This is a genomic window from Streptomyces atratus (assembly GCF_014648655.1).
Classification (GTDB): Bacteria; Actinomycetota; Actinomycetes; order Streptomycetales; family Streptomycetaceae; genus Streptomyces; species Streptomyces atratus.
Map to the genome: position 1 here is coordinate 1 of NZ_BMRN01000007.1, position 22,154 is coordinate 22,154.

The window sequence follows — 22,154 nt, forward strand, 5'->3', positions numbered from 1 at the left end:
GCACCTCCACACCCGCACCCCGCCACCCAGTCGGCAAGAAACAGCGCAAAACGGATATGCCTAGACGCGGCGGGGCCGAGCAGCAGCCTTAAAGATCAAGCTAAAGTGACGGGAAGCTACCGACACCCTGCACATTCCGTAGATTCCCCCCGTGTGTGCGGCGTGCGTACGGTCCGGCCCTCTCCCGCTCGCCGGCCGACCGACGCCCCTTCCCCGGCGTCGGCCGACCTCCCCTTCTGAGCGGGCGGGGACCAGGCCGTACGTGCAGCCACACGGGACCTGAGCCTGAGAGGGCGCATGAGCCAGACCCGACACGTCCCGGTGATGCTCCAGCGGTGCCTGGACCTGTTGGCACCGGCTCTGGAGACGCCCGGCCCGCCGCAGCCCGTGGTGGTCGACTGCACCCTCGGCCTCGGCGGACACAGCGAGGCGCTGCTCTCCGCCTTCCCCTCCGCGCGACTGATCGCGCTGGACCGTGACAAGGAGGCGCTGCGGCTCTCCGGCGAGCGGCTCGCCCCGTACGGAGACCGGGCCACCCTGGTGCACGCGGTCTACGACGAACTGCCCGAGGTACTCGCCAGACTCGGCATCCCCAAGGTCCAGGGCGTCCTTTTCGACCTCGGTGTCTCCTCCATGCAACTGGACGAGGCCGACCGCGGATTCGCGTACGCCCAGGACGCCCCGCTCGACATGCGCATGGACCAGACGACCGGCATCGGCGCGGCCGAGGTGCTCAACACGTATCCGCCGGGCGAACTGGTACGGATCCTGCGGGCGTACGGCGAGGAGAAGCAGGCCAAGCGGATCGTCTCCGCGATCGTGCGCGAGCGCGAGAAGGAGCCGTTCAGCAACAGCGCCCGGCTCGTCGAGCTGATCCGTGACGCGTTGCCGCAGGCCGCCAAGCGCACCGGCGGCAACCCTGCCAAGCGCACCTTCCAGGCGCTGCGCATCGAGGTCAACGGCGAGCTCACCGTCCTGGAGCGGGCCATTCCGGCCGCCGTGCAGAGCCTCGCGGTCGGCGGCCGTATCGCCGTCCTCTCGTACCATTCGCTGGAGGACCGGCTGGTCAAGCAGGTCTTCGCGGCGGGCGCCGCCACCACCGCGCCACCCGGACTGCCGGTCGTGCCCGAGCGCTATCAGCCCCGGCTGAAGCTGCTGACCCGCGGCGCGGAGCTGCCCACGGAGGAGGAGGTCGCCGAGAACCGGCGCGCCGCCCCCGCCAGGCTGCGCGGTGCCCAGCGGATCCGCGAGGAGGAACGATGAGCGTCCGGCGTCCGGGAACCCGGACACCGGTGACACCCGGGGCGGCGTGGTGAGCAAACCGGCCGGGCAGTTGAGAGGGCGGGCAGCGCGGCTCGCCCGGCTGATGCCGTCCGGGCCGAGCAACGCGGCCCGTACGCCCTTCGTCCTGCTGGTCGTGCTGCTCCTCGGCGGCGGGCTCATCACGCTTCTGGTCCTCAACTCGGCCCTCAACGAAGGATCGTTCAGGCTGAGCGAGCTGAAGAAGCGGACCACCGAGCTCACGGACGAGCAGCAGGCCCTCCAGCGCGACGTCGACAACTACTCCGAGCCGGACGCTCTGGAGCGGCGCGCCCGCAAGCTGGGCATGGTGCCCGGTGGCAGCCCCGCCTTTCTCGATCCGGACGGCAAGGTCCGCGGCGTAGCCGCCGAGGCCAGCGCCGCGCCGACCCCCGCAGCGCCGCCGCAGAAGCCCAGAACCGCCCGGACGCCCCCCGCGACCGCACCGTCCGCCGCCTCGGCCCCGGCCGCCGGCTCGCCCTCCACCTCGATGTCGGCCACCCCTTCGGGCGCCGCCGTGAAGCCCAGCACCTCCACGGCCCCGCCCGCCGGGCCGGGTGCCCCGGCCAACCAGCCCTCGACGAGCCCCGGCAGGTGACGCAGTGCCTTCCAAGGAACCGCCGCGCCGCCGGGTCCCCGGCCCCGCGCGCCCCCGCAGCGCCGCAGGCGGCAAGGGACGCCCCCGGCCCGCCGCCCGCCGCCCGTCGTCCCGGGCCCCGCGCGCCCGCACACCCCGCAACCGGCCCGCGCGCCCCCTCCGCCTCGGCAGCCCGCGTCCCCGGCTACGCCTGGTCAGTCTCGCCCTGACGCTCGTCATGCTGACGTTCGTCGTCCGGCTCCTCCAGGTCCAGGCCGTCGACGCCAACGCGTATGCGGCCAAGGCCAAGGAGAACCGCTACCTCAGCTACACGATCTCCGCCGAACGCGGCGAGATCACCGACCGCAGCGGTATCGCGCTGGCCACCAGCGTCGACGCGTACGACATCACCGCCGACCCGTCGATGTTCACGCCGGAAATCAGCAAGGCCCCCGACGCGCCCCGGCAGGCGGCAGCACTCCTCGCCCCGATCCTGGGCGCCGACGCCTCCGAGCTGACCGAGAAGCTGTCCAGGAAGGGCCGCTACACCGTCCTGGCCCGCCGCCAGACCCCGCAGGTCTGGAATCAGATCAAGGACCTCAAGTCCGTCTTCGCCGAGAAGGCCGAGAAGGACAAGGCGGCCGGCGGCGCCGGAGCCAATGTGCTGGCCGGGGTCTTCCAGGAGTCGACGACCAAGCGGGTCTACCCGAACGGAGAGCTCGCCGCCGGGATACTGGGCTATGTCAACACCGACGGCAAGGGTGCAGGCGGCCTCGAATCACAGCTGGACACGGAGCTCGCGGGCGAGGACGGCAAGATCAAGTACGCCCAGTCCGGCGGCCGGCGGGTGCCCACCGCGGGTACCAAGGAGGTCCCGGCCGTCGCCGGGTCCGACGTCGAGCTGACCATCGACCGCGACATCCAGTGGGCCGCCCAGCAGGCCATCACCGCCCAGGTGAAGAAGTCCAAGGCGGACCGCGGCTATGTGATCGTGCAGAACACCAGGACCGGCGAGGTCCTCGCCATGGCCAACGCGCCCGGCTTCGATCCCAACGACCTCTCGCAGGCCGATGCGGCGTCGCTGGGCAACGCGGCGCTCCAGGACGTGTACGAGCCCGGCTCCACCAGCAAGGTCATGTCCATGGCCGCCGTGCTGGAGGAGGGGGCTGCCACCCCCGGCACCCATGTCACCGTCCCCAACCGGCTGCACCGCGGCGACCGGCTCTTCAAGGACGACATCGACCACCCCACCTGGTACCTGACGCTCAACGGCGTACTCGCCAAGTCGAGCAACATCGGCACGATCCTGGCCACCGGCGAACTCGGCAAGACCCAGGCCGAGGCCAACAAGGTTCTCTACTCCTACCTGCGCAAATTCGGGATCGGCTCGCCGACCGGTCTCGACTACCCGGGCGAGACCCCCGGCATCCTCGCCAAGCCCGAGGACTGGTCGACCTCGCAGCAGTACACGATCCCGTTCGGCCAGGGCCTCTCGCTCAACGCCATGCAGGCCGCCTCCATCTACTCGACGATCGCCAACGGCGGGGTGCGCGTCGCGCCCACGCTGGTACGTGGCACCAAGGGCCCCGACGGCCGCTTCAAGGCCGCCGCCGCCCCCGAACGGGCCCGGGTGGTCAGCGAGAAGACCGCCAAGTCGCTCGCCGCCATGCTGGAGTCGGTGGTCGGTGACGAGGAAGGCACCGGGACGAAGGCCAAGATCCCGGGCTACCGGGTGGCGGGCAAGACCGGTACGGCCAACCGAGTCGATCCGGTACGCGGCGGCTACCACGGCTACACCGCGTCCTTCGCGGGCTTCGCACCCGCCGACAACCCGCAGATCACCGTCTACTGCGCGATCCAGAACCCCACCAAGGGCAGCTACTTCGGCGGCCAGATCTGCGGACCGATCTACAAGCAGGTCATGGAGTTCGCACTCAAGACCCTCCAGACCCCACCGTCCGGCAGCAAGCCAGCCCGGCTGCCGGTGTCCTTCAAACCCGGCGAGTGAACACGGGGAAACCAGCCAGTGACAACCATCACCCCCGATCCCGGGAACCGGAACGGGAACCACCAGCGGCCCGCCCCCTCACTTCGCGAGAGGCCGGGTGGGCCCGGTACGCTCACCGCCGTGCCCCACGCTGATCAGTTCCAAACCACCCAGAAGGACGCCCCTGTGAACTACCCGGGAGCGCCCCGCCCGGATCGGCTCAGGCCGACGCCCCTCGGCGAGCTGGCAGCCCGGCTGGCAGTCGAACCGCCGGGAACCGGCGAGGTCACCGGCATCACCCACGACTCGCGGGCGGTCCGCCCCGGTGACGTGTACGCGGCCCTGCCGGGCGCTCGCTTCCACGGCGCCGACTTCGCGGCCCAGGCTGCCGGCCTCGGCGCGGCGGCGATCCTCACCGACCCGGCCGGCGCCGAGCGCGCCGCCACCACCGGACTGCCGGTGCTGGTCACCGAGGACCCGCGCGGCCGGATGGGCGAACTCGCTGCCGAGATCTACGGACGGCCCGGCGCCGACCTTCTCCAGATCGGCATCACCGGAACATCCGGCAAGACCACCACCGCTTACCTCATCGAGGGCGGCTTCCGGGGAGCCGGGCGTGCCACCGGGCTGATCGGCACCGTGGAGACACGGATCGGCGACGAGCGCATCAAGTCCGAGCGCACCACCCCCGAAGCCACCGACCTGCAGGCGCTGTTCGCCGTCATGCGCGAACGCGGCGTCGACTCGGTGACCATGGAGGTTTCCAGCCATGCCCTGGTGCTCGGCCGGGTCGACGGCTGCGTCTTCGACGTCGCGGTCTTCAACAACCTCAGCCCGGAGCACATGGAGTTCCACTCCGGAATGGAGGACTACTTCCAGGCCAAGGCGCAGCTCTTCACCCCGCTGCGCAGCCGGCAGGGCGTCGTCAACTTCGACGACGAGTACGGCCGCAGGCTGGTCACCGAGGCATCCGTCCCGGTCGTCACCTTCTCCGCCGAGGGCCACCCGGACGCCGACTGGCGCGCCGAGGACGTCGAAGTCGGGCCGCTGGGCTCCACCTTCACCGTCGTCGGCCCCAAGGACGAGCGGATTGCCGCCAGGGCCCCGCTGCCCGGCCCGTTCAACGTCGCCAACACCCTCGCCGCGATCGTCACGCTCGCCGTCGCGGGCCTCGACCCGCAGACCGCAGCCGACGGTGTCGCCGCCGTTCCGGGCGTCCCCGGCCGCCTGGAACGCGTCGACGCCGGACAGCCGTACCTCGCGGTCGTCGACTACGCGCACAAGACCGACGCCGTCGAATCCGTGCTGCGCTCCCTGCGGAAGGTCACCGAGGGCAGGCTGCACATCGTCCTCGGCTGCGGCGGCGACCGCGACACCACCAAGCGCGGCCCGATGGGCGCCGCCGCGGCCCGCCTCGCCGACACCGCAGTACTGACCTCCGACAACCCCCGTTCCGAGGACCCCCTCGGAATCCTCGCCGCAATGCTCGCGGGCGCCGCCGAGGTGCCCGTCCACGAGCGGGGCGACGTCCTGGTCGACGCCGACCGGGCCGCCGCCATCGCAGCCGTGGTCGCCCGCGCCGAGTCCGGTGACACGGTGCTGATCGCCGGCAAGGGCCACGAGCAGGGCCAGGACATCCATGGCGTGGTACGCCCCTTCGACGACCGCGTGGTTCTGCGCGCGGCCATCGAGCGGTCCCTGGGGCGGAGCAGCACCGACAGCGCCGCCCACCGCGCCCACACCCACGAGAACAACAGTCAGGGATGACCAAGTGATCGCCCTTTCCCTCGCCGAGATCGCCGAAATCGTCGGCGGGCAGTCGTACGACATACCGGATCCGGCAGCGACCGTCAGCGGGCCTGTCGTCATGGACTCCCGAGAGGTGAAGCAAGGCAGCCTGTTCGTCGCCTTCACCGGCGAGCGGGTCGACGGCCACGACTTCGCGCAGGGCGCCGTCGAGGCGGGCGCGGCAGCCGTGCTGGCCGCCCGCCCCGTCGGTGTTCCGGCGATCGTCGTCGACGACGTCGTGGCCGCGCTCGGCGCGCTCGCCCGCGCCGTCGTCGGCCGCCTCGGTACCACCGTCGTCGCCCTCACCGGCTCCGCCGGCAAGACCTCCACCAAGGACCTCATCGCCCAGCTCCTCGAACGCAAGGGGCCCACCGTCTACCCGGAGGGCAACCTCAACAACGAGATCGGCCTGCCGCTCACCGCACTGCGTGCCACGGAGGAAACCCAGCACCTCGTCCTCGAAATGGGTGCACGCTACATCGGTGACATCTGTTACCTCACCGGCCTCGTCCCGCCCCGGATCGGCCTCGTCCTCAACGTAGGTACCGCCCACATCGGCGAGTTCGGTGGCCGCGAACAGATCGCCAAGGCGAAGGGCGAGATGGTCGAGTCCCTGCCCGAGGACGGCCTCGCCGTACTCAACGCCGACGACCCGCTCGTGCGCGCCATGTCCTCCCGTACGAAAGCCCGGGTGCTGCTCTTCGGTGAAGCCGCGGATGCGGACGTACGGGGAGAGAAGGTCCGTCTCACCGACGACGGGCGCCCCACTTTCAAGCTCCACACACCCACCGGGTGCAGCGACGTGACCATGCGCCTGTACGGTGAGCACCACGTGTCGAACGCGCTCGCCGCGGCCGCCGTCGCCCATGAGTTGGGCCTGTCCGCAGACGAGATCGCCGAAGGGCTTTCCGAGGCGGGCACCCTCTCCCGCTGGCGCATGGAGGTCACCGAGCGTCCGGACGGCGTGACGTTCGTCAATGACGCCTACAACGCGAACCCCGAATCCATGAGAGCAGCGCTGCGCGCGCTGGCCGCCATGGGGAAGGGCCGGCGTACGTGGGCGGTGCTCGGCCCCATGGCCGAGCTCGGCGACGCCTCGCTCGCCGAGCACGACGCGGTCGGGCGGCTCGCCGTCCGGCTCAACGTCAGCAAGCTCGTCGCAGTCGGGGGCAGAGAAGCCTCCTGGCTGCAACTGGGCGCATACAACGAGGGTTCGTGGGGTGAGGAGTCGGTGCACGTGTCCGACGCACAGGCTGCCGTCGACCTGTTGCGCAGTGAACTGCGCCCGGGAGACGTCGTGCTGGTGAAGGCGTCCCGGTCGGTCGGCCTGGAGCAGGTTGCCATGGCACTGCTGGAGAACGCGTCCGAGGGCGAGGTCACCGGCCGATGAGGCAGATCCTCTTCGCGGGGGCCATCGGGCTCTTCCTGACCCTGGTCGGAACTCCGCTGCTGATCAAGCTGCTCGCCCGCAAGGGATACGGGCAGTTCATCCGGGACGACGGCCCGCGCACCCACGGGTCCAAGAAGGGCACGCCCACCATGGGCGGCATTGCCTTCATCCTGGCGACGATCATCGCGTACATCGCGGCGAAGCTGATCACCGGCGAGGAGATGCGATTCTCCGGCGTGCTGGTGCTCTTCCTGATGGCCGGAATGGGCCTCGTGGGCTTCCTCGACGACTACATCAAGATCGTCAAGCAGCGTTCGCTGGGCCTGCGGGCCAAGGCGAAGATGGCGGGCCAGCTGATCGTGGGCACCGCCTTCGCGGTGCTCTCGCTCCAGTTCGCGGACAAGCAGGGCAACACCCCGGCCTCCGACCGGCTGTCGTTCGTCGCGGACTTCGGCTGGTCGATCGGCCCGGTGCTGTTCGTCGTCTGGGCGCTGTTCATGATCCTCGCCATGTCCAACGGCGTGAATCTGACGGACGGTCTGGACGGCCTGGCCACCGGCGCGTCGGTGATGGTCTTCGGCGCGTACACCTTCATCGGGCTGTGGCAGTTCCAGGAGTCCTGCGTCAACGCGGACACCCTGACCAATCCCAATGCCTGTTTCCAGGTACGTGACCCACTGGACCTCGCGGTCGTCGCCTCGGCGTTGATGGGTGCCTGCTTCGGCTTCCTGTGGTGGAACACCTCACCCGCCAAGATCTTCATGGGCGACACCGGCTCGCTCGCCCTCGGCGGCGCACTCGCCGGCCTGGCGATCTGCTCCCGCACGGAGTTCCTGATGGCCATCCTCGGCGGCCTCTTCGTGATGATCACCATGTCCGTGGTCATCCAGGTCGGCTCCTTCAAGATGACCGGTAAGCGGGTCTTCCGGATGGCGCCGCTCCAGCACCACTTCGAACTCAAGGGGTGGTCCGAAGTCCTTGTCGTGGTCCGCTTCTGGATCATCCAGGGCATGTGCGTGATCGTCGGACTCGGTCTCTTCTACGCGGGATGGGCAGCCGAGAAGTGAGCAACCAGGACTGGCAGGGCAAGCGCGTCACCGTCGCGGGACTCGGAGTCTCCGGGATCCCGGCGGCCAAGGTGCTGCACGGCCTCGGGGCCGTCGTCACGGTGGTCAACGACGGGGACGACGAGCGTTCCCGTACGCAGGCCGCGGAGCTGGAGGCGCAGGGCATCACCGTGCGCCTCGGTGACGGGGCGACCCTGCCCGAGTCCACCGAGCTCATCGTCACCACCCCCGGCTGGAAGCCCGACAAGCCGCTCTTCACCGCAGCCGCCGAGGCGGGCGTCCCGGTCTGGGGCGACGTCGAGCTCGCCTGGCGGCTGCGCGGTCTGGACGGCAGGGAACCAGCACCCTGGCTCGCGGTCACCGGCACCAACGGCAAGACCACGACCGTCCGGATGCTCGCCTCGATCCTGGAGGCGGCCGGGCTGCGCACCGCCGCTGTCGGCAACATCGGCGTCTCCCTCCTCGACGCCGTCCTCGGCGACGAGAAGTACGACGTACTCGCCGTCGAGCTGTCCAGCTACCAGCTGCACTGGGCGCCCTCGCTGCGCGCCCACTCCGCGGCCGTCCTCAACCTGGCCCCCGATCACCTCGACTGGCACGGTTCCATGGAGGCGTACGCCGCGGACAAGGGCCGGATCTACGAGGGCAACCGCATCGCCTGCGTCTACAACGCGCAGGAGCGGGCGACCGAGGACCTGGTCCGCGAGGCCGACGTCGAAGAGGGCTGTCGCGCCATCGGCTTCACTCTGGCCACACCGGGCCCGTCCCAACTGGGCGTCGTCGACGGCATCCTCGTCGACCGCGCCTTCGTGGCCAACCGGCAGAAGCAGGCCCAGGAGCTCGCCGAGGTCACCGACGTCAACCCGTCGGCCCCGCACAACATCGCCAACGCCCTGGCGGCCGCGGCCCTGGCCCGTGCCTTCGGTGTCGGGCCCGCGGCCGTACGGGACGGACTGCGGGCCTTCCGACCCGACCCGCACCGCATCGAGCATGTCGCGGACATCGCCGGGGTCGCGTACATCGACGACTCCAAGGCCACCAACACCCATGCTGCCGAGGCCTCCCTCGCGGCCTACGACCCGATCGTCTGGATCGCTGGCGGCCTCGCCAAGGGAGCCGCCTTCGGCGAGCTGGTGACCGGGGCAGCCGGGCGGCTGCGGGGCGTCGTGCTGATCGGCCGCGACCGGGCCCTGATCCGCGAAGCCCTCGCGCGACACGCCCCCGAGGTCCCGGTGGTCGACCTCGACCGGACCGACACTGGGGCGATGTCCGAGGCGGTTCGCGAGGCGACACGGCTCGCCCGTCCGGGGGACACCGTACTGATGGCCCCGGCCTGCGCCTCGATGGATATGTTCGTCAATTACAACAAGCGGGGCGAGGCGTTCGCGGACGCGGTCCGCGCACTCGCCGAGAGCGACTGACGGACCCGGCCCGCGCCGTACTGTCCCGGACGACCGGGTGCGGGCGGCCGCGCCACGGGCCCCGGCCCTCGGCAGCAGCCCCGGGCACGAGCAGTGGAGGGGACAGCGACAATGCCGGCCGAAGAGAGCTCCGCCGCGCTCCGTGGGGACCGCTCACGGGCCACCGCGGCGATCAGCCGGGCGCTCACCCCGCCCCTGCTCGCGGGTGCGGGCTCCCCGGCGGCCCTCGGCCCCGCTCTGCGGGTCCGGTCGGTCACCGGCTCCCGGCGTCCCTCGGCGCCACGCTCCAAGGGGCGTTCCGGCGGCCCCCGGTCCCCCCGCGGCGGTGTGCGGCGGATGTACGAGCAGGCACGCCGGGCCTGGGACCGCCCTCTGACCGCGTACTACCTGATCCTGGGCGCCGGCCTGCTGATCACCGTGCTCGGCCTGGTGATGGTCTACTCCGCCTCGATGATCAAGGCCCTGGAGCTGGACAAACCCGGCACCTACTTCTTCCGCAAACAGTTCCTCGCCGCCGTCATCGGCGCCGGACTGATGGCGCTCGCTGCCCGGATGCCCGCCAAACTGCACCGGGCGTTCGCCTATCCGCTGCTCATGGGAACCGTCTTCCTGATGGTGCTGGTCCAGGTGCCGGGGATAGGGATGTCGGTCAACGGCAACCGGAACTGGCTCTATCTGGGCGGCCCCTTCCAGCTCCAGCCCAGCGAGTTCGGGAAGCTCGCCCTGGTCCTGTGGGGCGCGGACCTGCTCGCCCGTAAACAGGACAAACGGCTGCTCACGCAGTGGAAGCACATGCTCGTTCCGCTCGTCCCGGTCGCCTTCATGCTCCTCGGGCTGATCATGCTCGGTGGCGACATGGGCACTGCGATCATTCTCACGGCGATCCTGTTCGGGCTGCTCTGGCTGGCCGGGGCACCCACCCGGCTCTTCGCCGGGGTGCTCGCCTTCGCCGGACTGATCGCCTTCGTACTGATCAAGACCAGCCCGAACCGGATGTCCAGGCTCGCCTGCATCGGCGCCAGCGAACCCGGCCCGGGGGACTCCTGCTGGCAGGCCGTGCACGGCATCTATGCTCTGGCGTCCGGTGGATGGTTCGGTTCCGGGCTCGGTGCAAGTGTGGAAAAATGGGGCCAACTGCCCGAACCGCACACCGACTTCATCTTCGCCATCACCGGGGAGGAACTGGGGTTGGCGGGGACGCTGTCGGTACTCGCCCTCTTCGCGGCTCTAGGCTATGCGGGTATCCGCGTGGCCGGACGCACGGAGGACCCCTTCGTGAGGTACGCCGCGGGAGGTGTGACCACCTGGATCACGGTGCAGGCCGTGATCAACATTGGTGCGGTGCTCGGCCTGCTGCCGATCGCCGGTGTCCCGCTCCCGCTGTTCTCCTACGGAGGATCGGCCCTGCTGCCGACCATGTTCGCCGTCGGGCTGCTGATCGCGTTCGCGCGAGAGGATCCCGCAGCGAAGGCGGCCCTGGCCATGCGGAGGCCCGGGGTGAGATGGAAGACGATGAGACGGCGCGTCAAGAAGCGTCCGTCCGGAGAGCGGTGAATTTCGGTGCATGTCGTACTCGCCGGCGGGGGGACCGCCGGCCACATCGAGCCCGCGCTTGCCCTCGCGGACGCCCTGCGCAGGCAGGACCCGACCGTGGGAATCACTGCCCTCGGCACGGAGCGCGGACTCGAGACCAGGCTCGTACCCGAGCGGGGGTACGAACTCGCCCTGATCCCGGCCGTGCCGCTGCCGCGCAAGCCCACCCCGGAACTGATCACCGTCCCGGGGCGGCTGCGCGGCACCATCAAGGCCGCCGAGCAGGTCCTGGAACGCACCAGGGCGGACTGCGTGGTCGGCTTCGGTGGCTACGTCGCCCTGCCCGGCTATCTCGCCGCCAAGCGGGCCGGTGTGCCGATCGTCGTCCACGAGGCCAACGCCCGGCCGGGCCTGGCCAACAAGATCGGCTCGCGGTACGCCCACGGGGTCGCCGTCTCCACCCCCGACAGCAAGCTGCGTGGTGCCCGCTACATCGGCATCCCGCTCCGCCGGACCATCGCCACCCTGGACCGGGCCCGGGTCCGCCCCGAGGCACGTGCCGCCTTCGGTCTCGACCCCAATTTGCCGACGCTGCTGGTCTCAGGCGGCTCGCAGGGCGCCCGCCACCTCAACGAAGTGGTCCAGCGGGTCGCCCCGCTGCTGCAGCGCTCCGGGATCCAGATCCTGCACGTGGTCGGCCCGAAGAACGAATTGCCGCGCGTCGACAACATGCCCGGGATGCCGCCCTACATCCCGGTACCGTACGTGGACCGGATGGATCTCGCGTACGCGGCGGCTGACATGATGCTCTGCCGCGCGGGCGCGATGACCGTCGCCGAACTCTCCGCCGTCGGGCTCCCCGCCGCCTACGTACCGCTGCCCATCGGCAACGGCGAACAGCGGCTCAACGCCCAGCCGGTGGTCAACGCCGGCGGCGGTCTGCTGGTGGATGACGCGGCGCTCACCCCCGAGTGGGTGCAGGGCAACGTCCTTCCGGTGCTTGCGGATCCGCACCGGCTGTACGAGATGTCCCGCGCCGCCGCCGAGTTCGGCCGCCGGGACGCCGATGACCTGCTTGTCGGCATGGTGTACGAGGCGATTGCCGCACGCCGCAACGCGTGAGGCGGACGGGTCCGGGAGCGGTGGCCCCCGGACCCGGCATAAGGAGCGAGCGTGGCCGGACCGACGACCGCCCAGCGCGGTGCAGCGCAGCAGGAGGACTCCCCGGCCCGCCCGCCGCGTCAGCGCCCCGAAGGGCGCAGATTGCCCAGCCGCAGACAGCTGATCGTGATCGGTGTGCTCGTGCTGCTGCTCGCCTCCGGAGCCGTCTGGGCGCTCTACGGCTCCTCCTGGCTCCGGGCCGAACAGGTCAGGATCACCGGTGTCGACGTACTGACACCGGCCGAGGTGGAAGCCGCCGCGGCGGTACCGATCGGGGCCCCGCTGATCTCCGTGGACACCGACGCCATCGCCGACCGGTTGCGCCAGAAGTTGCCTCGTATCGACTCGGTGGATGTCGTACGGTCATGGCCCCACGGGATCGGACTTAAGGTGATCGAACGACAGCCGGTCCTGTTGGTGAAAAAGGGCGCAAAGTTCATTGAAGTGGACGCTAAAGGCGTGCGCTTCGCAACGGTGGACAAATCGCCGGGGCGCGTGCCGCTGCTGGAATTGACGCCCAGTCGGTCCGCGAGTCTGCGCCGCTTCGGCAGTGCCCGGCTGGTTCAGGAAGCGGTCCGGGTCGCGGGTGAACTTCCGGCCGGCGTGGCCAAGGAAACCAAGGTCGTACGGGTCACCTCGTACGACTCGATCTTCCTGGAACTCACCCGGGGGCGCAGGGTGGTCTGGGGCAGCGGTGAAGAAGGCCCGGCGAAGGCAAGAGTCCTCACCGCTCTCATGAAAATCGCTCCCAAAGCGGGACACTTCGACGTGAGTGCACCCACCGCCCCTGCGGTGTCTGGCAGTTGACGCGCATTTGGCCTGGCCAGCACCCTGGTTGGTCAGCGCTACGGGTGATCACATAGGGTGAAAAGAAAAACGGGAGGTTCGGCGTGTTCGTTGAACGTGCGCCACTTGTCGACTTAGTGTCCTGTTCGGAAGAGTCCATGAAGCAGACACACTGGTAACCCTAAACTTCAACGTTAGGGTTTGGGTCGGCATTTCGGACCGTCCCAATCGGCATCCGTCGTCGCGGCGGTACTACCGCAGAGCGACGACACGTAACTCGAGGCGAGAGGCCTTCGACGTGGCAGCACCGCAGAACTACCTCGCAGTCATCAAGGTCATCGGTGTCGGCGGCGGTGGTGTCAATGCCATCAACCGAATGATCGAGGTCGGTCTCAAGGGCGTCGAGTTCATCGCGATCAACACTGATGCGCAAGCCCTGTTGATGAGCGATGCCGACGTCAAGCTCGACGTCGGCCGCGAACTCACCCGCGGCCTCGGCGCCGGGGCCAACCCGGCCGTCGGTCGTAAGGCGGCAGAGGACCACCGTGAGGAGATCGAGGAGGTCCTCAAGGGGGCCGACATGGTCTTCGTCACCGCCGGAGAGGGCGGCGGCACCGGCACCGGCGGCGCACCCGTCGTGGCCAACATCGCGCGCTCGCTCGGCGCCCTGACGATCGGCGTGGTCACCCGCCCGTTCACCTTCGAGGGCCGGCGACGCGCGAACCAGGCGGAGGACGGCATCGCCGAGCTCCGCGAAGAGGTCGACACCCTCATCGTCATTCCCAACGACCGACTGCTGTCCATCTCGGACCGCCAGGTCAGCGTGCTCGACGCGTTCAAGTCGGCCGACCAGGTGCTGCTCTCGGGTGTCCAGGGCATCACCGACCTCATCACGACCCCGGGTCTGATCAACCTCGACTTCGCCGACGTCAAGTCGGTCATGTCCGAGGCCGGATCGGCACTCATGGGCATCGGTTCCGCCCGCGGCGACGACCGCGCGGTGGCGGCCGCGGAGATGGCGATCTCCTCGCCGCTCCTGGAGGCGTCCATCGACGGCGCCCGCGGTGTCCTGCTCTCCATCTCCGGTGGCAGCGACCTCGGTCTCTTCGAGATCAACGAGGCGGCCCAGCTGGTGAGCGAGGCGGCGCACCCCGAGGCGAACATCATCTTCGGTGCGGTCATCGATGACGCACTGGGCGACGAAGTACGCGTCACCGTGATCGCAGCCGGCTTCGACGGCGGACAGCCGCCGGCCCGTCGCGAGAATGTCCTGGGCGCGAACGCCGCCAAGCGTGAGGAGCCGGCCCCTCCGGTCCGCAGTGCCGAGCCCGTGCGCCAGACCGGCGGACTGGGCTCCGTGCCCCCGCGCGAGGAGCCCCCGGTCCAGGCCGAGCCCGTTCCGGCGGCCGGCGAGAGCCATCTGCCGCCGGTCGCTCCGCCGCACATTCCGCCGGCCCGTCCCTACCAGGACTCCCAGGCCGAAGAGCTGGATGTTCCGGACTTCTTGAAGTGATAGGTCCGCACCACGCAGTGTCTTCAGTACCCTCGGGGGGTCGCGCGCACTTCGCCTTCACCGACAGGTGGGGCGGGGTGAGCGCCGCTCCGTACGAGGAGCTCAACCTCGGCGGCGCGGTCGGAGACGACCCCGCCGCCGTTCTGGCCAATCGGGAGCGCGCCGCGCGGGCCCTCGGTCTGGACCCGGCGCAGGTCGTCTGGATGAACCAGGTGCACGGGCGGGACGTCGCGGTCGTCGACGGCCCGTGGGGAGACGTTTCGGAGATCCCCGCGGTGGACGCGGTGGTGACCACCCGGCGCGGACTACCGCTCGCCGTGCTCACCGCCGACTGCACCCCCGTACTGCTCGCCGACCCGGTCGCCGGGATCGCGGCGGCAGCGCATGCAGGCCGTCCCGGTCTGGTCGCCGGAGTCGTCCCCGCCGTGGTCGAGGCCATGATCGGGCTCGGCGCCGAGCCCTCCCGGATCATCGCCCGCACCGGACCGGCGGTCTGCGGACGGTGCTACGAAGTCCCGTCCCGGATGCGCGCCGAGGTCGCCGAGAGCGTCCCGGCCTCATGGTCCGAGACCAGCTGGGGCACCCCGGCTGTGGATGTCACCGCCGGGGTCCACGCCCAGCTCGAAGCCCTCGGGGTCCAGGACCGGCGCGCGTCTGCGGTCTGCACCCTCGAATCGGGTGACCACTTCTCGTACCGCCGCGACCGCACCACCGGGCGGCTCGCCGGATATGTCTGGTTGGACTGATAGGGCATGACGGATCGTAAGACTCAACTCGCCGAAAATCTGGCACGGGTGGAGGAACGCATTGCTTCCGCCTGTATCGCCGCCGGTCGCAAACGGGAAGAAGTGACCCTGATCGTGGTCACCAAGACCTACCCCGCGAGCGATGTGCGGATTCTGCATGAACTCGGTGTGCGTCATGTCGCAGAGAATCGTGACCAGGACGCGGCACCCAAGGCAGCCGAATGTATGGATCTGTCGCTCACATGGCACTTTGTCGGTCAACTGCAGACGAATAAGGTTCGCTCTGTGGCGAGTTATGCCGATGTCGTGCAGTCGGTGGATCGGACCAAACTGGTCACGGCTCTCTCGGCGGCGGCCGTGCGCGAGGGGCGCGAACTCGGCTGCCTCATCCAGGTCGCACTCGACGCGGAGAGCGGCGAGCGGGGTGACCGGGGCGGCGTCGCGCCGGACGGGATCGAGGAGTTGGCCGCCGCGGTCGAATCCGCGCCCGGGTTGCGGCTCGGCGGTCTGATGACCGTCGCACCGCTCGCCGGACCGTACGCGGGACGGCAACGCGCCGCCTTCGACCGGCTGATGGAATTCTCATCCCGCCTGCGCGGGAACCATCCGGCTGCGAACATGGTCTCTGCAGGGATGAGCGCGGACCTCGAGGAAGCGGTTGCGGCCGGAGCGACACATGTGCGCGTCGGTACGGCGGTACTCGGAGTCCGACCGAGGCTCGGGTAACGTCGCCAAGCAGGTCGGACCACAGCAGAAAATATGGTCATTCCCGCCTTTGGCGGGCAGGCCTCAGTGGATCGCGGGGCACTTGGTGACAGATGCCGATCCACCACAGAGCGGAGGACTCAGAGCATGGCCGGCGCGATGCGCAAGATGGCGGTCTACCTCGGCCTCGTGGAGGACGATGGGTACGACGGTCCGGGGTTCGACCCCGACGACGAATTCGAACCCGAGCCGGAGCCCGAGCGTGACCGGCGGCGGCACCAGCCCGCGCATCAGGTGGAGCGGGACCGGGAAAGGGACGAACCGGTGCGAGTGGTGCAGCCTCCCGCGCAGCGGGAGCCGGTTCAGATCCCGGCGGAGAGGGAGCGACCCGCCCGGATCGCCCCCGTGGCATCCATCACACCTGAACGCCCGAACATGGAGAAGAACGCACCGGTGATCATGCCCAAGGTTGTGTCCGAGCGGGAGCCCTACCGCATCACCACGCTGCACCCCAGGACCTACAACGAGGCCCGTACCATCGGGGAACACTTCCGTGAGGGCACTCCAGTGATCATGAATCTCACGGAGATGGACGATACGGACGCAAAGCGACTTGTCGACTTTGCTGCAGGACTCGTCTTCGGGCTCCATGGCAGCATTGAGCGCGTGACGCAGAAGGTGTTCCTGTTGTCGCCTGCTAACGTCGATGTCACGGCGGAGGACAAGGCCCGCATTGCTGAGGGCGGATTCTTCAACCAGAGCTGAGAACACGACACCGGGAACGACCCGGCCGTAAGGCCGGAGCTACGAGAGCCAGGGGAGAGGGAAGCGCGGAATGGGCGTCGCACTGCAGGTTGTCTATATCGCGTTGATGTGTTTCCTCATCGTGCTGATCTTCCGGCTGGTCATGGACTACGTCTTCCAGTTCGCACGTTCATGGCAGCCCGGCAAGCCGATGGTGGTCATACTCGAGGCCACCTACACTGTCACGGATCCACCGCTCAAGCTTCTGCGGCGGTTCATCCCGCCGCTGCGTCTCGGGGGCGTGGCACTCGACCTGTCCTTCTTCGTTCTGATGATCATCGTCTACATCTTGATCAGCATCGTGATCAGGCTGTGAGCGATACGGTCTTGCCGACTGCCGACGACTACGTAGAGGTGAAGAAGAGATGCCGCTGACCCCCGAGGACGTGCGGAACAAGCAGTTCACGACCGTCCGTCTCCGAGAAGGCTATGACGAGGACGAGGTCGATGCCTTCCTCGACGAGGTCGAGTCCGAGCTGACCCGCCTGCTCCGTGAGAACGAGGACCTGCGCGCCAAGCTGGCCGCCGCCACGCGTGCCGCCGCGCAGAACCAGCAGCAGGGGATGCGCAAGCCGGAGCCGCAGGACCGGCCCGGGGCACCTGTGCCCGCCGCCATATCGGGTCCGCCGGTCCAGCAGCAGCCCCCGCAGATGGGTCCGCCCCAGCTGCCCGGTGGTGCTCCGCAGCTGCCCGCCGGTCCCAGCGGTCACGGTCCTGGTCCCCAGGGCCAGCACGGCCCCGGCCCGCAGGGCCCGCACGGCCCCGGTCCGATGCAGGGTGGTCCCATGGGTGGCCCGATGGGCGGCCCCATGGGCGGTCACGCCCCGCAGCAGCAGATGCAGCAGATGCAGCAGCCTCCGCAGATGCAGCAGCCGCCGCAGATGCAGCAGCCCGGTCAGGGTCCTGGTGGCGACAGCGCCGCCCGTGTCCTCTCGCTCGCACAGCAGACCGCCGACCAGGCGATCGCGGAGGCCCGTTCCGAGGCCAACAAGATCGTCGGCGAGGCGCGCAGCCGTGCCGAGGGCCTGGAGCGGGACGCGCGTGCCAAGGCGGACGCGCTGGAGCGGGACGCGCAGGAGAAGCACCGCGTGGCGATGGGCTCGCTGGAGTCGGCCCGCGCGACGCTGGAGCGCAAGGTCGAGGACCTGCGTGGCTTCGAGCGCGAGTACCGGACCCGGCTGAAGTCCTACCTGGAGAGCCAGCTGCGTCAGCTGGAGACCCAGGCCGACGACTCGCTGGCGCCGCCGCGGACCCCGGCGACCGCTTCGCTGCCGCCGTCGCCCTCGCTGGCTCCGGCCGGTGCGGGTGCCATGAGCCACACCATGGGCGGCACCCACGGCGGTCACGGCAACCAGCAGATGGGCGGCAACCCGTCCATGGGCGGTGGGCCCTCGTACGGCGGCCAGCAGCAGATGTCGCCGGCGATGACCCAGCCGATGGCGCCGGTGCGGCCGCAGGCGCCGCAGCCGATGCAGCAGGCTCCTTCGCCGATGCGCGGGTTCCTGATCGACGAGGACGACAACTGAGCCGGGTGCGCGCGGTGAGCGCGTAGCCGTCGGCAGGCTGAGGGCCGGGCCCCGGGGATTTCCCCGGGGCCCGGCCCTTTTGCCGTGGGTGGGGGGCCTGGGGCGGACCTGTTCCCCGACCCGCCCCTTCCTGAACCGGGGTTCCACCCCAGCCTCCGTGCCTCAAACGCCGACGAGGCCGAATCCCACGCCGCACCCGGCGCAATCAAGCCCCCCGGTTACGGGAAGGGGCGGTGGGGGGAGAACGCCGGAGGCCCGCCCGGAACATCTGTTCCGGGCGGGCCTCCGATGTACTTGGGCTACTGCTCCGTCTTGCGGAGGCGGAACGTCAGAGACAGGCCCTCGTCCTCGAACGGGGTGCCGTATGCCGTGTTCGCCTCGCCCTGGGCGTAGTCCAGGGCCAGGACCTCGTCCGCGATCAGGGCCGCGTGCTCGGTCAGGGCTTCCACCGTGGCGGGGGAGGTGGACGTCCAGCGGACGGCGATGCGGTCCGCGACGTCCAGGCCGCTGTTCTTGCGGGCCTCCTGGATGAGGCGGATCGCGTCACGGGCGAGGCCCGCGCGCCGCAGTTCCGGGGTGATCTCCAGATCCAGGGCGACCGTCGCGCCCGAGTCGGACGCCACCGACCAGCCCTCGCGAGGCGTCTCGGTGATGATCACCTCGTCGGGGGAGAGGGTGACCGTCTCGCCGTCCACCTCGACCGACGCCGTGCCCTCGCGCAGGGCCAGCGAGAGCGCTGCCGCGTCGGCGTTCGCGACGGCCTTCGCGACCGCCTGGACGCCCTTGCCGAACCGCTTGCCGAGCGCACGGAAGTTCGCCTTCGCGGTGGTGTCGACCAGTGAACCGCCGACTTCGGAGAGGGAGGCCAGCGAGGAGACGTTCAGCTCCTCCGTGATCTGGGCGTGCAGCTCGGGGGAGAGGGACTCGAAGCCTGCCGCTGCGACCAGGGCCCTGGACAGCGGCTGACGGGTCTTGACGCCCGACTCGGCGCGGGTGGCCCGGCCCAGCTCGACCAGGCGGCGAACCAGCGCCATCTGGGTGGAGAGCGTCGGGTCGATGACCGCGAGGTCCGCCTTCGGCCAGGCGGACAGGTGGACCGACTCGGGGGCGTCCGGGGTGACCGGAGCCACCAGGTCCTGCCAGACCCGCTCGGTGATGAACGGGGTGAGCGGGGCCATCAGCCGGGTCACCGTCTCGATGACCTCGTGCAGGGTGCGCAGGGCCGCCTTGTCGCCCTGCCAGAAGCGGCGGCGCGAGCGGCGTACGTACCAGTTGGACAGATCGTCGACGAACGCGGACAGGAGCTTGCCGGCGCGCTGGGTGTCGTAACCCTCCAGAGCCTGCGTGACCTGGTCCACCAGTGCGTTCAGCTCGCTCAGCAGCCAGCGGTCCAGGACCGTGCGGTCCGCAGGGGCCGGGTCGGCCGCGGATGGCGCCCAGCCCGACGTACGGGCGTACAGGGCCTGGAAGGCGACCGTGTTCCAGTACGTCAGGAGGGTCTTGCGGACGACCTCCTGGATCGTGTTGTGGCCGACGCGGCGCGCCGCCCACGGGGAGCCGCCCGCCGCCATGAACCAGCGCACCGCGTCGGCGCCGTGCTGATCCATGAGGGGGATCGGCTGAAGGATGTTCCCGAGGTGCTTGGACATCTTGCGGCCGTCCTCGGCGAGGATGTGGCCCAGGCAGACCACGTTCTCGTAGGACGACTTGTCGAACACCAGCGTGCCGACCGCCATCAGCGTGTAGAACCAGCCGCGGGTCTGGTCGATGGCCTCCGAGATGAACTGCGCCGGGTAGCGGCTCTCGAAGATCTCCTTGTTCTTGTACGGGTAGCCCCACTGCGCGAACGGCATCGAGCCCGAGTCGTACCAGGCGTCGATGACCTCCGGGACGCGGTACGCCTCCAGCTGGCAGTTCTCGTGCGAGCAGGTGAACGTGATCTCGTCGATGAACGGGCGGTGCGGGTCGAGACCGGAGAGGTCGGTGCCGGTGAGCTCGCTGAGCTCGGCGCGCGAGCCGACGCAGGTGAGGTGGCTGTCCTCGCAGCGCCAGATCGGCAGCGGGGTGCCCCAGTAGCGGTTACGGGACAGCGCCCAGTCGACGTTGTTGTTCAGCCAGTCACCGAAGCGGCCGTTCTTGACCGAGTCGGGGAACCAGTTGGTCTTCTCGTTCTCCTCGAGCAGCCGGTTCTTGATGGCGGTCGTCCGGATGTACCAGGACGGCTGCGCGTAATAGAGCAGCGCGGTGTGGCAGCGCCAGCAGTGCGGGTAGCTGTGCTCGTAAGGGACGTGCCGGAAGAGCTTGCCGCGGGCGGCCAGATCCTCGGTGAGCGCCTCGTCGGCCTTCTTGAAGAAGACGCCACCGACCAGCGGCAGGTTCTCCTCGAACGTGCCGTCGGGGCGGACCGGGTTCACGACCGGGAGGCCGTAGGCGCGGCAGACGACGAGGTCGTCGGCGCCGAAGGCCGGGGACTGGTGGACCAGACCCGTACCGTCCTCGGTCGTCACGTACTCGGCGTTGACCACGTAATGGGCTTCCGCCGGGAAGTCGACGAGGGTGAACGGCCGCTCGTACGTCCAGCGCTCCATCTCGCGGCCGGTGAAGGTCTGGCCAGTGGTCTCCCAGCCTTCGCCCAGCGCCTTCTCGACGAGCGGCTGCGCCACGACGAGCTTCTCCTCGCCGTTGGTCGCGACGACGTAGGTGACGTCGGGGTGCGCCGCGACGGCGGTGTTGGAGACCAGGGTCCAGGGGGTGGTGGTCCAGACGAGGAGCGAGGCATCGCCGGCCAGCGGGCCGGAGGTGAGGGGGAAGCGTACGAAGACCGACGGGTCGACCACGGTCTCGTAACCCTGCGCCAGCTCGTGGTCCGAGAGGCCGGTGCCGCAGCGGGGGCACCAGGGGGCGACGCGGTGGTCCTGGACCAGCAGGCCCTTATTGAAGATCTCCTTCAGGGACCACCACACCGACTCGACGTACTCGGGGTCCATCGTGCGGTAGGCGTCGTCGAGGTCGACCCAGTAGCCCATCCGGGTCGTGAGCTCGGTGAACGCGTCGGTGTGACGGGTCACGGACTCGCGGCACCTGGCGTTGAACTCGGCGATGCCGTACGCCTCGATGTCCTTCTTGCCGTTGAAGCCCAGCTCCTTCTCGACCGCGAGCTCGACCGGCAGTCCGTGGCAGTCCCAGCCGGCCTTGCGGCCGACGTGGTAGCCCTGCATGGTGCGGAAGCGGGGGAAGACGTCCTTGAAGACGCGGGCCTCGATGTGGTGGGCGCCGGGCATACCGTTGGCGGTGGGCGGGCCCTCGTAGAAGACCCACTCGGGGCGGCCCTCGGACTGTTCGAGGCTCTTGGCGAAGACCTTGCTCTCGCGCCAGAAATCGAGCACGGCGTGCTCCAGCGCGGGCAGGTCGACCTGGGCGGGTACCTGGCGGTACTGCGGCGATGTCATGGGCGGACTTCCTCCGGCGGGCGTTTTCCACTTCCGTCGGAGGGACGAGAGCCTCATCGACTCCCGCGGTACCACCCTCCTTGGCCCCGGGTGTGCACCCGTGGCCCCCTCATTGGGGTCGCGATGCCGGTTCTACTCGCCTTGCGGCTTTCTTCCGACGGCTCCGGGTGATCTTCACGACGCGCTCGCCCCCGGGCTCGCACCGTCCCCGGGTCGCTCCTGGCTGCGTACGACGCTACTCGTCCCATCCACGCCTCTCGCTGAGGCCAGTGTACGGGCCCGTACGGGCGACGGCCGACCGGTTTAACCCGTGGGGCGGGGCGTGACCCGAATGGGCAGACGCGGACGTACGGAGTCCGGGCGGGGGGCCGGGAGGCGGATAACCCGGCGGGGAGCTGGGCA

17 protein-coding genes are annotated in these 22,154 nt (G+C 69.7%); 16 read left to right on the forward strand and 1 reads right to left on the reverse strand.

Translation table 11 applies throughout. From position 1 onward, the window contains the following. Window positions 1-297 precede the first annotated feature (297 nt). From rsmH to IEZ15_RS13965, 16 genes are all read left to right on the forward strand, one after another. Window positions 298-1,263: a 16S rRNA (cytosine(1402)-N(4))-methyltransferase RsmH gene (gene rsmH / locus IEZ15_RS13890; protein ID WP_114244075.1), complete on the forward strand. Its 966-nt coding sequence runs from the start codon at window positions 298-300 to the stop codon at window positions 1,261-1,263. A 49-nt stretch (window positions 1,264-1,312) separates the two neighbouring features. Beyond that, a complete protein-coding gene (gene ftsL, locus IEZ15_RS13895) occupies window positions 1,313-1,897 on the forward strand; it encodes a cell division protein FtsL (protein ID WP_114248939.1) in 585 nt (194 codons plus the stop codon). Between the two features lie 4 nt (window positions 1,898-1,901). After that, on the forward strand, window positions 1,902-3,884 hold the full coding sequence (locus tag IEZ15_RS13900) for a peptidoglycan D,D-transpeptidase FtsI family protein (protein ID WP_189276931.1): 1,983 nt from the start codon (window positions 1,902-1,904) through the stop codon (window positions 3,882-3,884). Window positions 3,885-3,902: 18 nt separating this feature from the next. Then, the gene (locus tag IEZ15_RS13905; protein WP_189276933.1) at window positions 3,903-5,630 is read left to right on the forward strand and encodes a UDP-N-acetylmuramoyl-L-alanyl-D-glutamate--2,6-diaminopimelate ligase; all 1,728 of its coding nucleotides are present in this window, start codon (window positions 3,903-3,905) and stop codon (window positions 5,628-5,630) included. Window positions 5,631-5,634: 4 nt separating this feature from the next. Beyond that, complete coding sequence (locus IEZ15_RS13910) at window positions 5,635-7,041, forward strand: UDP-N-acetylmuramoyl-tripeptide--D-alanyl-D-alanine ligase (protein ID WP_189276935.1); 1,407 nt, start codon at window positions 5,635-5,637, stop codon at window positions 7,039-7,041. Beyond that, window positions 7,038-8,108 carry a phospho-N-acetylmuramoyl-pentapeptide-transferase gene (gene mraY / locus IEZ15_RS13915; protein WP_114244071.1) on the forward strand — a complete coding sequence of 357 codons (1,071 nt, stop codon included), beginning with the start codon at window positions 7,038-7,040 and terminating at the stop codon, window positions 8,106-8,108. The genes IEZ15_RS13910 and mraY overlap by 4 nt, the downstream gene beginning before the upstream one ends. Continuing rightward, the gene (murD, locus tag IEZ15_RS13920; protein ID WP_189277310.1) at window positions 8,105-9,529 is read left to right on the forward strand and encodes a UDP-N-acetylmuramoyl-L-alanine--D-glutamate ligase; all 1,425 of its coding nucleotides are present in this window, start codon (window positions 8,105-8,107) and stop codon (window positions 9,527-9,529) included. Before mraY ends, murD begins: the two co-directional genes overlap by 4 nt. Window positions 9,530-9,640: 111 nt before the next feature. Beyond that, entirely contained in the window at window positions 9,641-11,083 is a 1,443-nt protein-coding gene (gene ftsW, locus IEZ15_RS13925) for a putative lipid II flippase FtsW (protein WP_189276937.1), read from the forward strand. A 6-nt stretch (window positions 11,084-11,089) separates the two neighbouring features. After that, a complete protein-coding gene (murG, locus tag IEZ15_RS13930; protein WP_093894948.1) occupies window positions 11,090-12,184 on the forward strand; it encodes an undecaprenyldiphospho-muramoylpentapeptide beta-N-acetylglucosaminyltransferase in 1,095 nt (364 codons plus the stop codon). 51 nt (window positions 12,185-12,235) lie between these two features. Continuing rightward, window positions 12,236-13,030 carry a cell division protein FtsQ/DivIB gene (locus IEZ15_RS13935; protein WP_189276939.1) on the forward strand — a complete coding sequence of 265 codons (795 nt, stop codon included), beginning with the start codon at window positions 12,236-12,238 and terminating at the stop codon, window positions 13,028-13,030. Window positions 13,031-13,307: 277 nt separating this feature from the next. Beyond that, window positions 13,308-14,522, forward strand: a complete 1,215-nt coding sequence (ftsZ, locus tag IEZ15_RS13940) for a cell division protein FtsZ (protein ID WP_189276941.1) — start codon at window positions 13,308-13,310, stop codon at window positions 14,520-14,522. After that, on the forward strand, window positions 14,519-15,268 hold the full coding sequence (pgeF, locus tag IEZ15_RS13945) for a peptidoglycan editing factor PgeF (protein WP_189276943.1): 750 nt from the start codon (window positions 14,519-14,521) through the stop codon (window positions 15,266-15,268). Before ftsZ ends, pgeF begins: the two co-directional genes overlap by 4 nt. A gap of 6 nt (window positions 15,269-15,274) precedes the next feature. Then, window positions 15,275-15,994: a YggS family pyridoxal phosphate-dependent enzyme gene (locus tag IEZ15_RS13950; RefSeq protein WP_189276945.1), complete on the forward strand. Its 720-nt coding sequence runs from the start codon at window positions 15,275-15,277 to the stop codon at window positions 15,992-15,994. 126 nt (window positions 15,995-16,120) lie between these two features. Beyond that, a complete protein-coding gene (locus IEZ15_RS13955; RefSeq protein ID WP_114244064.1) occupies window positions 16,121-16,738 on the forward strand; it encodes a cell division protein SepF in 618 nt (205 codons plus the stop codon). Between the two features lie 70 nt (window positions 16,739-16,808). Then, a complete protein-coding gene (locus tag IEZ15_RS13960) occupies window positions 16,809-17,093 on the forward strand; it encodes a YggT family protein (protein ID WP_072483208.1) in 285 nt (94 codons plus the stop codon). Window positions 17,094-17,142: 49 nt separating this feature from the next. Continuing rightward, window positions 17,143-18,303 (forward strand): DivIVA domain-containing protein, encoded by a 1,161-nt coding sequence (locus tag IEZ15_RS13965; protein ID WP_189276947.1) that lies wholly within the window; start codon window positions 17,143-17,145, stop codon window positions 18,301-18,303. A gap of 299 nt (window positions 18,304-18,602) precedes the next feature. Here IEZ15_RS13965 and ileS read toward each other — a convergent pair whose 3' ends face one another. Beyond that, window positions 18,603-21,752 carry an isoleucine--tRNA ligase gene (gene ileS, locus IEZ15_RS13970; RefSeq protein WP_189276949.1) on the reverse strand — a complete coding sequence of 1,050 codons (3,150 nt, stop codon included), beginning with the start codon at window positions 21,750-21,752 and terminating at the stop codon, window positions 18,603-18,605. Window positions 21,753-22,154 lie beyond the last annotated feature (402 nt).